At 73.7% G+C, this 14,643-nt stretch carries 14 protein-coding genes; 4 read left to right on the top strand and 10 right to left on the bottom strand.

The window, feature by feature from the left end; all coding sequences use genetic code 11:
- Positions 1-42 precede the first annotated feature (42 nt).
- Positions 43-1,914, top strand: a complete 1,872-nt coding sequence (locus ABD52_RS19810; RefSeq protein WP_047892772.1) for a glycosyltransferase family 39 protein — start codon at positions 43-45, stop codon at positions 1,912-1,914.
- On the opposite strand, the gene ABD52_RS19805 is transcribed toward ABD52_RS19810, so the two are convergent.
- Positions 1,889-3,499, bottom strand: coding sequence for a PAS domain-containing sensor histidine kinase (locus ABD52_RS19805; protein WP_047892771.1), 1,611 nt, complete (start codon positions 3,497-3,499; stop codon positions 1,889-1,891). The genes ABD52_RS19810 and ABD52_RS19805 overlap by 26 nt on opposite strands.
- A 25-nt stretch (positions 3,500-3,524) precedes the next feature.
- Entirely contained in the window at positions 3,525-4,553 is a 1,029-nt protein-coding gene (locus ABD52_RS19800; protein WP_041784193.1) for an SIS domain-containing protein, read from the bottom strand.
- A gap of 185 nt (positions 4,554-4,738) precedes the next feature.
- Between ABD52_RS19800 and ABD52_RS19795 the strand changes: the two genes are divergently transcribed.
- Positions 4,739-6,340, top strand: coding sequence for a tetratricopeptide repeat protein (locus tag ABD52_RS19795; RefSeq protein WP_047892770.1), 1,602 nt, complete (start codon positions 4,739-4,741; stop codon positions 6,338-6,340).
- A gap of 87 nt (positions 6,341-6,427) precedes the next feature.
- Here ABD52_RS19795 and ABD52_RS19790 read toward each other — a convergent pair whose 3' ends face one another.
- Positions 6,428-8,017 (bottom strand): MDR family MFS transporter, encoded by a 1,590-nt coding sequence (locus tag ABD52_RS19790; protein WP_047892769.1) that lies wholly within the window; start codon positions 8,015-8,017, stop codon positions 6,428-6,430.
- Positions 8,018-8,136: 119 nt separating this feature from the next.
- Between ABD52_RS19790 and ABD52_RS19785 the strand changes: the two genes are divergently transcribed.
- Positions 8,137-8,712 (top strand): TetR/AcrR family transcriptional regulator, encoded by a 576-nt coding sequence (locus tag ABD52_RS19785; protein ID WP_013288368.1) that lies wholly within the window; start codon positions 8,137-8,139, stop codon positions 8,710-8,712.
- A gap of 6 nt (positions 8,713-8,718) precedes the next feature.
- Here the strand turns inward: ABD52_RS19785 and ABD52_RS19780 are convergent, their stop codons facing one another.
- The 7 genes from ABD52_RS19780 to ABD52_RS19745 form a co-directional block, all read right to left on the bottom strand.
- Positions 8,719-9,231 carry a GNAT family N-acetyltransferase gene (locus ABD52_RS19780; RefSeq protein WP_013288369.1) on the bottom strand — a complete coding sequence of 171 codons (513 nt, stop codon included), beginning with the start codon at positions 9,229-9,231 and terminating at the stop codon, positions 8,719-8,721.
- A complete protein-coding gene (locus ABD52_RS19775) occupies positions 9,228-9,443 on the bottom strand; it encodes a biotin/lipoyl-binding carrier protein (protein WP_013288370.1) in 216 nt (71 codons plus the stop codon). Before ABD52_RS19775 ends, ABD52_RS19780 begins: the two co-directional genes overlap by 4 nt.
- Before the next feature lie 392 nt (positions 9,444-9,835).
- Positions 9,836-10,123 carry a mycothiol system anti-sigma-R factor gene (gene rsrA, locus ABD52_RS19765; RefSeq protein ID WP_013288372.1) on the bottom strand — a complete coding sequence of 96 codons (288 nt, stop codon included), beginning with the start codon at positions 10,121-10,123 and terminating at the stop codon, positions 9,836-9,838.
- Between the two features lie 2 nt (positions 10,124-10,125).
- On the bottom strand, positions 10,126-10,935 hold the full coding sequence (locus ABD52_RS19760) for a sigma-70 family RNA polymerase sigma factor (RefSeq protein ID WP_013288373.1): 810 nt from the start codon (positions 10,933-10,935) through the stop codon (positions 10,126-10,128).
- Between the two features lie 228 nt (positions 10,936-11,163).
- Complete coding sequence (locus tag ABD52_RS19755) at positions 11,164-11,775, bottom strand: alpha/beta family hydrolase (RefSeq protein WP_013288374.1); 612 nt, start codon at positions 11,773-11,775, stop codon at positions 11,164-11,166.
- A 97-nt stretch (positions 11,776-11,872) separates the two neighbouring features.
- The gene (locus ABD52_RS19750; RefSeq protein WP_013288375.1) at positions 11,873-12,265 is read right to left on the bottom strand and encodes a WhiB family transcriptional regulator; all 393 of its coding nucleotides are present in this window, start codon (positions 12,263-12,265) and stop codon (positions 11,873-11,875) included.
- Between the two features lie 212 nt (positions 12,266-12,477).
- On the bottom strand, positions 12,478-13,185 hold the full coding sequence (locus tag ABD52_RS19745; protein WP_013475266.1) for an SOS response-associated peptidase: 708 nt from the start codon (positions 13,183-13,185) through the stop codon (positions 12,478-12,480).
- 102 nt (positions 13,186-13,287) lie between these two features.
- Between ABD52_RS19745 and aroA the strand changes: the two genes are divergently transcribed.
- Positions 13,288-14,589 carry a 3-phosphoshikimate 1-carboxyvinyltransferase gene (aroA, locus tag ABD52_RS19740; protein WP_047892768.1) on the top strand — a complete coding sequence of 434 codons (1,302 nt, stop codon included), beginning with the start codon at positions 13,288-13,290 and terminating at the stop codon, positions 14,587-14,589.
- The last annotated feature ends 54 nt before the right edge of the window (positions 14,590-14,643 follow it).

Genomic DNA, 14,643 nt, shown 5'->3' with positions numbered 1-14,643 from the left:
GAGCGGACGGGCGGGAAGGGCTGGGCGTGTGAGGCTGCGGGGGTGAGGAGGTTCGCGCCCGCGTCCGTCCGCAGCCGGCCGGGTCCGGTGGTGTGGGTGATACCCGGACTGCTCACGCTCGCTGTGACACTGACCGGCATCGGGCACGCCCAGCCGTGGCGGGACGAGCTGGCGACCTGGAGCGCCGCCATTCGCCCGGTACCGGACCTGGTCCGGATGACCCGCACGATCGACGCCGCTACCGGGCCGTACTACCTGCTCATGCACGGCTGGACCGCCCTGGCCGGCGCGTCGCCGACCGCGCTGCGGCTACCCTCCGCGCTCGCGATGGCAGTGGCTGCCGCGCTCACCGCCCGCCTCGGCGCGATGCTCGTCGGCAGTCGCGCCGGGCTGCTGGCCGGACTGCTGTTCGCGGTGCTGCCGGTCACCTCGCGGTACGGCCAGGAGGCCCGCCCGTACGCCCTCGCCACGCTGTTCGCCGTGCTGGCCACGCTGTTGCTGGTCGAGGCGCTGCGCCGGCCGACCTGGCGACGCTGGGCCGGGTACGCCCTCGCCGTCGCCGCGCTCGCCCTGCTCCACCTGATCGCGCTCACCCTGCTCGCCGCCCACGCCGTGGTGGTGCTGCTGACCGCCGCACGTGGCCCCGCGGCGGTCGTCGATCCGCCCGGCCGGTCCCGAGCCGAGATGCCCGACGCGAGCCGGCCATGCCGCAGACACCCGTGGCGTTCCACCCAGCCACGAGATCGAGCGCCGGTGGAACGCCACGGGTGTCACGGCGCCCCGCAGACACCCGCGGCGCTCCACCCAGCCACGAGATCGAGCGCCGGTGGAACGCCACGGGTGTCACCGCATCCCGGGAGCAGGGAGCACGGCACGGACGCGCCGGAAGCGGAACGGCAGGACGTGACCGGCGAGGCTCGGGAGGGGTCGGCGCCCGGCCGACGGGTGCTGGCCGGGTGGCTGCTGGCGCTGGTGCCGGTCGTCGTGCTCGTCACCCCACTGGCGCTGGTGGCGCGGGGGCAGCGTGGACGGCAACTCGACTGGGTGGACCCGGCGCGCCTGCCCGACCTGGCGGCGTTGCCGGGCGCGCTGGCGCAGAGCGGTGTCGTCGGCGGGTTCGTGCTCGCGCTCGCGGCGCTCGGCGCGGCCCGGCTGGGTCGCCGGGCGCTGCTGCCGGTCGCCGCCGTGCTGCTGCCGGTGGTGCTGGTCTTCGCCGCCGGAACGATTGTGCCGCTGTGGGTGACCCGCTACCTCGTCTTCACCGTGCCGTTCGCCTGTGTACTTGCCGGCGCCGCGCTGGCTGCCGCGCGGGTCACTCCCGCGCCGGCCCGAACGCCGGGAACAGCGACGCCCGCCGAACCCGAGCGCACGGCGACACCCGCCGCAGCCGGCCGCACTGCCGCGCCCGCGGAAGCAGAGCAAGGACCGACGTCGCCGCGCGGACGGATCGCGGCGGGAATCGCGGTGGTGGTCCTGGCCGGGCTGCTCGGGCTGCCCGACCAGGTGGCCCTGCGCCGTACCCACGAGTGGCCGCGCAGCGCACTCGTCGACTACGCGGGCGCGGCCGGGATCATCCGCGCCGAGCAGCGGCCGGGCGACGCGATCGTCTATTCGCCCCGGGACGGGTGGCTGTTCCCGGACCTCGGCATGGCGTACCACATGGGGCCGAGGCTGCCGCGCGACGTGCTCGTGGTCCGCGACCAGCGGCAGGACGCGAGCCTCTGGGCCGTGGAGTGCGACGACCCGGCGCGGTGCCTGGCCGGGGTGGACCGGGTGTGGCTGGTGGTCACCGGCCGCCGCGCCGACCCGCCGGCGGCGGTGCCTGGTGCGAAGGGCGACGCGCTGCGCGCGGGCTACACGGTGCGGCAGGTGTGGCCGCGGCCGGGGATCACGGTGGCCCTGCTCGTCCGGTGAGGCGGTCGGTGGTGCCGCGGGCCAGCGGTACGACGATGGCCGCCTCGGTGCCGCCGTCGGCGCCGTTGCGCAGGTCGATGGTGCCGCGCAGCTCGCCGGTGACGAGCGCCCGGACGATCTGGAGGCCCAGGTTGCCGCCGCGTTCGGCGTCGAACTGCTCGGGCAGCCCTCGGCCGTTGTCGGTGACAGTGACGTGCAGTTGCTTGCGGGCCCGGTGCGCGGAGACCACCACCTCGGGCCGGGGCGCGGAGACCACGGCCTCGGGCCGGGCCGCGTCCGCGGGCGAGGGCGAGGGCGAGGGCGAGGGGGCACCGGCCTCCTCGTCGGCCGGCGGGAAGCCGTGTTCGACGGCGTTGAGCAGCAGCTCGTTGAGCACCATCACCAGCGAGGTGGCGATCTCGGCGGGCAGTACGCCGAAGGTGCCGCGGCGGCGCATGCCGACGCTCACCTCGGTGGCGGCGACCTCGGTGGCGGCGCTGGCGACCCGGTCCACGATGCCGTCGAACTCGACCGCCTCGTCGCTGGACATGGAGAGCGTCTCGTGGACGAGAGCGATCGAGGCGACCCGGCGTACCGACTCTTCGAGCGCCACCCGCGCCTCGGGCATGGCAACCCTCCGGGCCTGGAGGCGCAGCAGCGCGGCGACGGTCTGGAGGTTGTTCTTCACCCGGTGGTGGATCTCCCGGATGGTGGCGTCCTTGGTGATCAGGGCGCGGTCGCGGCGGCGTACCTCGGTGATGTCGCGGACCAGCACCAGCGCGCCGATCGGCACTCCGGCGGGCATCAGCGGCAGCGCCCGGGTCAGCATGGTGGCGCCCCGCGCGTCGATCTCCCGGCGGGGTGGCGCCTCGCCGCGCAGCGCGGCGAGCACGGCGTTGCCCGCGTCGGTGCCTTCGAGTGGGTCGCCGGCGAGCCGACGGTGCAGCTTGGCCAGGTCCTCCCCGACGAGGTGGGAGGCGTAGCCGAGGCGGCGGTACGCGGACTGCGCGTTCGGGCTGGCGTAGGTGACCTTGCCGTTGGCGTCGAGCCGCACCAGGCCGTCGCCGACCCGGGGCGCCGAGGTGGTCTCGCCGGGGTGCCGGGGCGGCGGGAACGTGCCGTCGGCGATCATCTGGGCGAGGTCGTCGGCCGTGGTCAGGTAGTTCAGTTCGAGCTGGCTCGGGGTGCGCGCGGTGGACAGGTTGGTGTCCCGGCCCACCACGGCGATCACCTCGCCGGCTTCACCGTCGCCGGTGCGCAGCCGGACCGGGATCGCCTCGTGGCGGGCCGGGACGTCGCCGTACCAGACCGGGTCGCCCTCGCGCCAGATCCGTCCCTGCCGGTGGGCCACCTCCAGGTGGGCCACCTCGGCCCCGCCGACGATGCGCCCGACCTGGTCGTCCAGGTAGGCGGTCGGCGCGGTGGTGGGACGGACCTGGGCCACGCAGAGGAACGTGCCGTCACCGTCCACCGGCACCCAGAGCAGCAGGTCGGCGAAGGACAGGTCGGACAGCAGCTGCCAGTCGCCGGCGATCCGGTGCAGATGGTCGATGTCGGCCGGGCGGAGCGCGGTGTGCTCCTCGGCGAGGTCACGGAGGGTGGACACGCCACACAGCGTGCCACGCCGGACCTCACATCGTCGCCGTGACCTTCTTCAAGCCGCGCGGCGCGTCCGGGTCCTCGCCCCGGGCCAGGGCCAGGGCCAGCGCGAGCCGTTGCAGCGGCAGGATGTCGAGCAGCGGCGCGTACCGCTCGTCGACCTCGGGAACCGCCATCCGGGTCTCGCCGACCTCGGCGGAGCCGACCACGACCACGTCGGCGCGGCGTTCGCCGAGGCGGGGCAGCACCTCGCGCATCGACGTGCCGCCGGGGCCGGAGCCGACCACGGCGAGCACCGGGACGTCCGGGTCGGTCATGGCGAGCGGGCCGTGCAGCAGGTCGGCGCCGGAGAAGGCGAGCGCCGGGAGGTACGACGTCTCCATCAGCTTCAGCGCCGCCTCCCGGGCGGTCGGGTACGCGTATCCCCGGCCGGTGGTGACGAGCTGGGCGGCGAACCGGTAACGCGGGGCGAGCCGGGCCGGGGTGTCGTCGGCGAGCGTCTGCGCGGCCAGCTCGGGCAGGCGGCTCAGGGCGGCGTGCTCCTCGGCGGGCAGCACGCCGTCGCCGGCGCGTACGCCCTCGATCAGCATGAGCAGCGCGAGCAGCTCGGCGGTGTAGGTCTTGGTGGCGGCGACCGCGCGCTCGTGGCCGGCGGCGATGTCGACGCTCAGCTCGGCGGTCTCCACCAGCGGCGAGCCGGGGTTGTTGGTGACCGCGAGGGTGAGCGCGCCGGACGCGCGGGCGACCCGCAGCACCTCGGCCAGGTCGGGCGAGCCGCCGCTCTGGCTGACGCCGACGACGAGCGCGTCGGAGAGGTCGGGCCGGGCGCCGAAGACGGTGATCGCGCTCGGGGAGGCCAGCCCGGCGGGCAGTCCGAGGCGGATCTCGGTCAGGTAGGCCGCGTAGAGCGCGGCGTGGTCGGAGGTGCCCCGGGCGGTGAAGACGACGTGCCGGGGGCGGCGTTCGGCGACGACGGCCGCCACCTCGGCGATGGCCGCCGCGTGCTCGGTGGAGAGCAGACGCTCGTAACCGGCCGGCTGCTCGTCGATGTCGGCGGCCATACCGGCCCCTGCTTGCGTCACTCCGGAACCTCCTTCTGCGCGTTTCCCGCGCGTTCGATGCTCAGTCTTGCACGTTTCAGTAGCCTCAATCAACGCAACGAGCAGGAGTGCGCAGTGGATCACTAACTGACGGAAGATCCCCTAGGCTTGCCCGGCTGACCGACCCGACCCGGCGAGAGGACGACGTGCCCGAGGACGACGCCGCGCTGTCGGCGGAGGAGGAACTCGCGCTGGCCCGGCTTGCGCTGGGCGAGGGCGACCTGCGGCACGCCGCCGACCACGTGGCCGCCGCGCTGGTCCGCTCCCCCACGCTGCCCGAGGCGCACGAGACGCTCGCCCGGCTGAACGCGGTCAGCGGCGGCGACCTGGACCTCTTCCCGCTCGGTCAGCAGGCGTTCGTCGGCGCCGTGGTGGCCCGCGCGCACCTGCTCGCCGCCGCCGGCCGCCCCGCCGAAGGGCTCGACCTGCTCGCCGCCGCCACCGGCTACGCGCCGGCCGCGCCCTGGGCCGCCGTACCCTGGGTGACCGCCGCCGACCTGCCGGAACGCCTCGGCCCCGAGCGCACCGCCCGGATCCTCATGCAGGTCTGCGCGGCGGCGCCGGACCCCGCGCCGCGCCGGCTGCGCGAGCCGCTCGCGCCGTACCTCACGCTGGCCCGCAACGCGATCACCGTCCATCCGGCCCATCCGCTGCTGCTGGGCGCGGCGTCCGCGCTGGCCCGGCGCCTCGGCGAGGTCACCCTCGCCGTCACCTGGGCCACCCGGGGGGTACGCGCACAGCCCACCAAACTCGGCGAGGTGTGGCTCGGGTACGCGTACCGCGGCGCCGGCCGGACCGCCGAGGCGCTCGCCGCACTGGAACGCGCTGTCGCGCTCGACCCCGACGACCTCGCTGTCTACGCGGACATCGCCGGCACGCTGGCCGACAACGGCCGGCTCGACGCGGCGCTGGGCTGGATCGACCGGGCGCTGGCGAAGGACCCCACCTTCGACTGCGCGGTGCACACCGCGCACCGGCTGCGCTACCTGCGCGACGGCGACGTGGACCACCTGGTGGCGCTCGCCGACTTCGTCCGCGACCACCCGGACGACACGCACGAGCACGGTGACCTCGCCGAGTGCTGCCGGGGCCACCCCTGGCTCGGGCAGGTGACCCCGGCCGGCGACGACACCCCGGCCCTCGACGGTCCCGCCCCCTCGGCGGCAGCGGTACGGCGGCTCCAGCAGCTCGCGCACCCGGCGTGGGCGCATCCGCCGGCCGCGTACGACACCGCGGTCGGGCTCGCCACACTGGACCTCGCCGACCTGCTCGCCCTGCTGGCACACCCGCCGGAGGCACCGGCGACAGCGCTGGGCCGGGTGCTCGGCGGGCAGGATCCGGCACTGTGGACGCGCTGCGCGCAGGTCTGGGCCTGCCTCGGCCTGCTGCACCACCGCACCGACGAGCCGTGGGAGCTGTCGACCCGGCGTCGGGTGCTGGGGGAACTGGCCGCCGGTGATCTCGGCCCGGCCGCCGAGGCGGCACTGTTCGCCCTGGTCACCGCCGCCTGGGTGCACCCGGACACCCGCGCCGACGTAGCAGCGCTGGTGTCCGGGCGGATCGCCGAGGTGGCGGCCGGGCCGATGCGGCGCACCCCGGTAGCGGTGTCGCTGGCGTACCTGGCGCGGGCCACCCCGGCCCTCGACCCGGCCGCACGTGCCACCGCCGACTCGCTCATCGCCGGCGCCGCCGGCGGTCCGCTGCGGCGTCTCTGGCGACGATTAACAGCCCTGTTCCGCCGGAACTGACCGCCGCCACTTCGCCGAAGTGGCGCGATCAACTCGCCCTCGACCCCGCCACTACCCCGAACTGGCGAGCAGCGGGCGCGAGGCACGTCAGGCGACGGGGGCCTGGCCGAGCGCGGCCTCGGCCTCGTCCTCCGGTGTGGCGCCGGCCGGCGGTACGTCGTTCGTCGCGCGCAGCGGCACCTCCTTGATGAACCAGGCGAGCACCGGTACGGCCACCGTGAAGAGGACCGCCCAGAAGAAGACGTGCGAGATGGCGTCGGAGAGGCCGCCGAGCACCGCCTCGCGCATCGGGCCGGTGAGCTTCTTGAGCGCCTCCAGGTCCATCGCGCCGCCCTCGCCGCCCGAGCCCGCGAACGCGGAACCGGCGGCCGAGTCGGCGAGGCGGTTGGCGAAGATCGCGCCGAAGAGGGAGACGCCGAACGAGCCGCCGATGGACCGGAAGAAGGTCGCAGCGCCGCTGGCCGCGCCGAGGTCCTTCTGTTCCACGCTGTTCTGCGCGATCAGCATCGAGGTCTGCATGAGGAAGCCCATGCCGACACCGAGCACGATCATGTAGATCGAGGACTGCGCCTTGCTGGTGTCCACGTCCAGCAGGCTGAGCAGGCCCATCCCGGCGACCATCACCACGCCGCCGACGATCGGGAAGACGCGGTAGCGGCCGGTCCTGGTGATGGTCCGGCCGACCACGAGCGACACCACGAGCATGCCGAACATGAGCGGAAGCAGCAGCAGGCCGCTGTTCGTGGCCGACGCCCCCTGCACGGTCTGCTGGTAGAGCGGCAGGAAGTTCATCGCGCCGAACATGGCGAAGCCGAGCAGGAACCCGATCACCGAGATCAGCGCGAAGTTGCGGTTGGCGAACAGGCTCAGCGGCAGGATCGGCTCCGGCACGCGCCGCTCCACCACCGCGAACGCGCCGAGGGCGAGCACCGCCAGCACGGCGAGGCCGAGGATCTGTGGCGAGATCCAGTCGTACTCGTTGCCGCCCCACGTGGTCACCAGCACGATCGCGGTGATGCCGACGGACAGCAGCGCCGCGCCCAACCAGTCGATCTTGTGCTCGGTGCGGTACTTGGGCAGGTGCATGGTGGTGGCGAGGATCAGCAGCGCCGCGCCGCCCAGCGGCAGGTTGACGTAGAACGCCCAGCGCCAGGAGAGGTTGTCGGTGATGAAGCCGCCGACGAGCGGGCCGGCGACCATGGCGATGGCCATGATCCCGGCGATCATGCCCTGGTAGCGGCCCCGCTCGCGCGGCGGGACCAGGTCACCGATGATCGCCATGACGCCGACCATCAGGCCACCGGCGCCGAGGCCCTGGACGGCACGGAACGCGATCAGCTCGGTCATGCCGGTGTCGGCGCCGCCGAAGACGCCGGAGCCGGACATGCCGCAGAGCGCGGAGCCGACCAGGAACACCACCACAGCGGTGAGGAAGACCGTCTTGCGGCCGTAGAGGTCGCCGAGCTTGCCCCAGATCGGCGTGGAGACCGTCGTGCCCAGCACGTACGCGGTGACCACCCAGGTGAAGTGGTCGGCGCCGCCGAACTCGAAGACGATCCGCGGCAGCGCGGTGCTGACGATCATGTTGTCGAGCATCGCGAGCATCATCGCGATCATCAGACCGAACAGGACGACCCGGACATTGGGTCTCGTGGTCACCTGGGCTGGTTGACTCATCGGTAGGCTCCCCCGCAGATCGGATGATCGACTTACTTGCCGCCCGGCTAGTTTGCTTACCAGCCGGACGGTAAGCTGATGGCGGGCGCACGTCAAGCGGATTGGAAGGATGTCGGCCGGTGAGGGAGACCACAGGTGGCACGCGCGAGCGGATCCAGGCCGTCGCCTTGGAACTCTTCACCGAGCAGGGCTACGAGAAGACGTCGCTGCGGGAGATCGCCGAGCGGCTGGGCGTGACCAAGGCGGCGCTCTACTACCACTTCAAGAGCAAGGACGAGATCGTCACCAGCCTGGTCGACGACCGGCTGCGCCGGATGGACGAGCTGATCGCCTGGGCCGCCGACCAGCCGCCCACCCTGGCCACCCGGCGCGCCCTGATCGGCAGGTACGCCGACAGCATGTTCGCCGGCGACCTGCCCCAGGTGATGCGCTTCTTCGAGCAGAACCAGACCGTGCTCAAGAGCCTCGTCGCCGGCCAGCAGATGCGGGACCGGATGATGCGGCTGGCGCACGAGCTGTGCCGGGGCGACGACTCGCCCGCCGCCCAGCTCCGCGCCGCGCTCACGCTGTTCGCGGTGCACAGCAGCTGGTTCGCGGTCCGCGTGCCGGGCATCACCGACGACGAGCGCAAGCGGATCGCGCTCCAGGTGGCCGACGAGTTGCTCGCCAAGATCGGCGAGACCGGCCAGGGCTGAGCCGGTTCAGCCCGCCGCGGTCAGATCCAGCCGCAGGCCGCGCAGGTCGATGCCGGGCAGCGGCGTCCAGTCCTTCTCCGGGTACCTGACGAAACCGAGCCGCTCGTAGAGGCGGTGTGCGTTCGCCGCCATCCCGGCGCGGACGCAGATCACCACAGCGGTGCAGCCCAGCTCCGTGGCGCGCGCCACGCACGCGGCCGCGAGCGCGGCGCCCGCGCCCCGGCCCTGCGCGGCCGGATCCACAGCGAGCATCCGGAACTCGGCCTCGCCCGGGCCGGCCAGTTCGGCGTACGGGGTGCCGGGCAGCACGAACGTCACCGCGCCGAGCACCTGGCCGGTGGCGTCGTCGACGGCCACCAGCACCTCGCCGGTCTCGGCGCGGCCGGCCACGTCGGCGAGCACCGGCGCGTACCCGCTCTCGTCCTTGAGCTGGCCGTCCGCCTCGTACGCGGCGACTGTCAGCCGGGCCACGGCCGGGAAGTCCGCCGGCTCGGCGCGGCGCACCCGCAGGCCGGTCAACCGATCTCCGCGATCAGGTCGCCGTCCTGCACCACGTCGCCCTCGTTGACCGCCAGCTTCTGCACCACGCCGTCGGACTCGGCGACCACCGGGATCTCCATCTTCATCGACTCCAGGATGACGAGGGTGTCGCCCTCGGACACCGTGTCACCGGCCGACACGACGACCTTCCAGACGTTCGCCACCATCTCGGCGCGGATCTCCTCGGCCATCTCGGCCCTCCCTCTCCCCGACAGCTCCCCGACAATCCTGCGAACGGTATCCAATCATGACGCCGGTCACGCCGGGCCGCGCACCACCGCCGCGCGCGATCCGCCCCGCCGCGCCCCGACCGCCGGCGACGGCACTAGCATCGTGCGGGTCGGCCACCGGCGAGCCCGGAGGGCCGCACCGCGACCTCCGCCGCGCCCAGCCGCGGACGGAACCGTGACCAGCACAAGGAGGCAGAGCATGGCGAAGAAGGCCCGCAAGAAGAAGGCCCGTAAGAAGAGCAGCGCCAACCACGGCAAGCGCCCCAACTCCTGATCATCCGATCAGGCGGCGCAGTCGCCGGACAGCGCAACGGCCCGGGTCCGTGATCGGACCCGGGCCGTTGCGTCGCTTGTCAGTCGGCCAGTTCGCGGGACTCGGTGCTCTCGAAGACCACCAGCTCGGTCAGCCGCAGGCGCAACCGCTCACGCAGCTTCTCCGGGGCCGCCTCGTTGCCGCAGCACCGGGCCACGAGCGCCTTGACCTCCTGCTCGATGCCGTACTCGCGCAGGCACGGCCCGCACTCGTCCAGGTGGTGCCGGATCAGCACCCGGCGCTCCTCGGCGCACTCCAGGTCGAGGTAGAGGTAGACCTCGGCGAGCACCTCGCGGCAGTCCGTCTCGTGCGGTTGTCCACAGCTCACGGTCACACCTCCCGGCCGGCGGCGGCGGTCGAACCCTTCTTCGACGAGGCGGCGCTGAAACCCCGCTCCGCCGCGTACTGCTCCAGCAGCTTCCGCAGATTACGTCGGCCACGGTGCAGACGGGACATCACGGTGCCGATCGGCGTGCCCATGATGTCGGCGACCTCCTTGTAGGAGAAGCCCTCGACGTCGGTCAGGTAGACGGCCAGGCGGAACTCCTCCGGCAACTGCTGGAGGGCCTCCTTGACGTCGCTGTCCGGCAGCCGGTCGAGCGCCTCCGTCTCGGCCGAGCGCAGGCCGCTGGACGTGTGCGACTCCGCCTCGGCGAGCTGCCAGTCGGTGATCTCCTCGGTCGGCGCCTGGATGGGCTGGCGCTGCCGCTTGCGGTAGGTGTTGATGTAGGTGTTGGTCAGGATCCGGTAGAGCCAGGCCTTCAGGTTCGTGCCCTGCTCGAACTGGTGGAAGGCGGCGTACGCCTTCAGGTACGTCTCCTGAACCAGGTCCTCCGCGTCCGCCGGGTTGCGGGTCATCCGCAGTCCGGCAGCGTAGAGCTGATCGACGAAGGGCATCGCGTCCCGCTCGAAGCGGGCCCTGCGCTCGTCCGTCTTCTCGGTGGTCAACCGCACATCCCCTCGCGTCGGATGCTTTCCCGCCGAGGATACGCGTACCCACCTACCGGCAGATTCACTTCCGGAGTGTGTGCCGGTGCTCACGACCGACGCCGCCGCGGGCCACTCCGGCGCGTCGAGCAGCCGCCGGAGCTGACGCTCGTCCCGTTCGTCCCGTTCCCGGCTCCGTGTCTCGATCGGCACCGGTCACCCCCCTCGCGCTGGCTCTGTCGTCGTCCAAGGGAGATAACGCGAGTTGTGGGGCATGGCATTCCTCCGGCCCCACCCGATCCTGGTCCCGGCCTCGGCCGCGACCGACGCTGGGACCAGGAAGGGCCTGGGAGGGTGGCCCCGGCGCGCCCGAACCGGGCGGCCGGCACCAACCGGTGCAACGACCCGCCGCGGCGGACGGTCACGGCGCGCGCCGCCCGGTCAGGACGACCACCCGTGTACGCGCAGCCAGTCCCGCACCACGGCGGCCGTGCCGGCCGGGTCGCCGCGCAGGTCGTGGCGCTCCCCCGGCCGGACCACCACCTCGATGCCGGGGCCGGACTCGGGCACGCCGAACGGATCCCGGTCGCCGTTGACGACGAGCGTGGGCAGGCCGGTGAGCAGTTCCCCGGCCCGCGATCGCTCCGGTCGTCCCGGCGGGTGCAGCGGGAACGCCAGTGCGACGACTCCGGCCGCCCCGACGGCGGCGGCGGTACGGCAGGCCACCCGGGCGCCGCTGGACCGGCCCCCGACCACCCAGTGGCGCACCCGCGGGGCGCGCCGGCGCAGGTCGGCCAGCACCGCCGTCCACGCCTCGTCGAGGTGCCCGGCGGGAGCGGGCGCGCGTCGCCCGGCAACCCGGTACGGCTGGGTCACCAGGGCCACCCCGGCCCCGGCGGCGAGCACCGCGTCCCGGACGGCGGTCAGGTCGGGCGCGTCCACGTCACCGCCGGCGCCGTGACCGAGCACCAGCACCGTGGTGCCGTCGGCGGGTGGGTCGAACCGGAGCCGGGCGGGCCCCCGTGGTGTGTCGATCTCGTCGTCGTGCCGCACCGGCTCATTCTGCGCGGCCGGCCGGCCCGCCGGTGATCGGGCGCGGAGACGGACGTCGCCCGCGGCCTGCCGGAGCGGGCCACGGGCGACGTCGGGATCAGCTCAGCGGGACCAGCGTGAGCAGGCGGTCGCGCACCGGCGGACCGGCGTCGTCGAGCGCGTCCGGATCCGGCTGCACCTCGCTGCGCCAGGCCACCAGCATGGCGCGCCGCTCACGCGGCGTGGTGCCGCCCCAGACGCCGTGACAGTCGCCCACCTCCAGCGCCCAGGCCAGGCAGGAGCCCTGGACGTCGCAGGTGCGGCAGAGCGCCACCGCCGCGTCGGCCGGTTCGTTCGGTGCCGGAAAGAACGTCTCCGGATCGACGTTCTGACAGGTGCCTCTGGTGCGCCACGCGTCGTCCTGGCGTCGTTCGCTCAGCGCCCGCAGCAGTCGCGGATCGCGCCGCGCGGCGGCTACCTCGTGCGGACGCGGCATACGTGCCCGTGTCAATACACCCACCTCCCCCGTGGGAACCGGCGTAGATCTTTACAAGATCGATGGGTGTCATCCGCCCCGTGCGAACAGACGCCCATCACCGGCGCTGTGTTCTATCGCATTCGAATACGTAAGGACAAGAGTCTTCAATGAAACTGACTGAACGTCCGGGCGACTTTTCCGGCCCAACCCCGGCAAACGGGGCACGCAAATGTGGCGGAGCGTGATCAGAAGAGCGTCGGTCCGGCAGCCGTCCCGACACCCGCCGGAGCCACCGCGGCGATCAGCTCCGGGCCGTCGTTGCGGACGTCGCCGACGGCCCGGGACACGGGCCGGATCTCCAGCCCGGCGAGCAGGCCGGCGTCCGGCGGCGCGAGCAGTTCCGCCGGCTCCTCGGCCGGGCCGAGCCATTCCGCCCAGCGCTCCGGCGACAGCAGCAGCGGCATCCGGTCGTGCACCTCGGCCAGCTCGCCGACCGCAGCGGTGGTGAGCACGCTGAACGTGAGCCGGGCCGCGCCCGCCGACTCCCACACGGACCAGATGCCGGCGAAGGCCAGGACCGAGCCGTCCCGCGGGGTCATGAAGTAGGGCTGGCGTCCGCCGTCGGCGAGGCGGACCCACTCGTACCACCCGTCGGCGGGGACCAGGCAGCGGCGGCGGGCGAAGGACGGCGCGTACGCCCGGCTGGTGGCGACCGTCTCGGCTCTCGCGTTGATCATGCGGGCGGCCCCGGCGGCGCTGCGCGACCACTGCGGGAGCAGGCCCCAGCGGCCGAGGGAGAGCAGCCTGTGCCCCTCCGGGGCGAGCCGGACCAGCGGCACCGGGTCGGTCGGCGCGACGTTGTAGTCCGGCGCCACCCCACCGGTCTCGTCGGCCGACTCGAACAGCGCGCTCAGATCGGCGGCGCTCCGGGTCGTGGCGTACCTCCCGCACATGGCGCCCACGCTAGCCGCATCCGGACGTTCCGGCTGTCCCGCCCAACGGGAGCAGCGGCGACGGGCGGTTCCACCGGCCCGTGAGCTTGGCAGAATGTAACGGTGAGCAATCCGACCGCGACGAGTCCGCCGCAGCCGTGGACCGCGCCGACCGCGAGCGACCCGGTCGCCGCGACGCTGCGCCTGCCCGGTTCCAAGTCGATGACCGCCCGGGCCCTGGTGCTCGGCGCACTCGCCGGCGGGCCGTCGACACTCGCCCGTCCACTGCGCGCCCGGGACACCGAACTGATGGCCGGTGGCCTGCGCGCACTCGGCGCCCACATGTCGATCTCGGACGACGATCGCTGGCTGGTCCGTCCCTATCCGCTGGCCGGCCCGGCGCACGTCGATGTCGGCCTGGCCGGCACCGTGATGCGCTTCCTGCCCCCGGTGGCCGGGCTGGCCGCCGGGCGGGTCACGTTCGACGGCGACCCGCACGCCCGGACCCGGCCGCTCGGGCCGCTGATCGGCGCGCTGCGCACGCTCGGCGTCCGCATCGACGCGCCAGCGGCCGGCAGCCTGCCGCTCGTCGTGCTCGGCGCGGGGCGGGTGACCGGCGGTGACGTGGTGATCGACGCCTCCGCGTCCAGCCAGCTCGTCTCCGGTCTGCTGCTCGCCGCGCCGCGTTTCGACAGGGGCGTCGTGGTCCGGCACGAGGGGCCGCCGGTGCCGTCCGCGCCGCACCTGCGGATGACGGTGCAGATGCTCCGCGCCGCCGGCGCCGCCGTCGACGACACCACGCCCGACGTCTGGACGGTCGAGCCGGGCCCGCTGTCCGGGCGCGGGTGGGAGATCGAACCGGACCTGTCCGGCGCCGCGCCGTTCTTCGCCGCCGCGCTGGTCACCGGCGGCGAGGTGACGCTCCAGGGCTGGCCGCGCAGCAGCCTCCAGCCGGTCGAGCAGCTCCGCGAGCTGCTGCACCGGATGGGCGGCGAGGTGAGCCTCGGCACCGACGGCCTGACGGTGCGGGGCACCGGCACCGTGCGCGGGCTGGACGCCGACCTCTCCGACGTGGGCGAGCTGACCCCGGTGCTGACCGCGCTCACGCTGCTCGCCGACGGCCCGTCCCGGCTCACCGGCATCGGCCACATCCGCGGTCACGAGACCGACCGGGTCACCGCCCTGGCCAAGGAGTTCACAGCGCTCGGCGCGGACATCACCGAGACCCGCGACGGCCTGGACATCCGGCCCCGGCCGCTGCGCGGCGGGACGTTCCGCACGTACGCCGACCACCGGATGGCGCACGCGGCGGCGGTGGCCGGGCTCGCCGTCCCCGGCATCGAGGTCGACGACGTGGCGTGCACCTCCAAGACCATGCCGGAGTTCCCGGCACTATGGTCGGGGATGGTGACAGGCAAGAACTGACAGCGGGGGGACGTCCTGACGACGAAGCGGCGCGAGTACGACGAGGACGACGTC

It is taken from the genome of Micromonospora sp. RV43, from assembly GCF_001029515.1.
GTDB classification, from domain to species: domain Bacteria; phylum Actinomycetota; class Actinomycetes; order Mycobacteriales; family Micromonosporaceae; genus Micromonospora; species Micromonospora aurantiaca.
Note: the sequence above shows the minus strand (reverse complement) of the source record. Positions and strands in the feature narration are given on the sequence as shown.

Coding starts and splice junctions, on each gene's coding strand:
- ABD52_RS19800 (WP_041784193.1), bottom strand. CDS start 4,553: ATGGCCGCCGACATCGACGAGCAGCCGGCCGGTTACGAGCGTCTGCTC.
- ABD52_RS19790 (WP_047892769.1), bottom strand. CDS start 8,017: ATGAGTCAACCAGCCCAGGTGACCACGAGACCCAATGTCCGGGTCGTC.
- ABD52_RS19775 (WP_013288370.1), bottom strand. CDS start 9,443: ATGGCCGAGGAGATCCGCGCCGAGATGGTGGCGAACGTCTGGAAGGTC.
- ABD52_RS19745 (WP_013475266.1), bottom strand. CDS start 13,185: ATGTGCGGGAGGTACGCCACGACCCGGAGCGCCGCCGATCTGAGCGCG.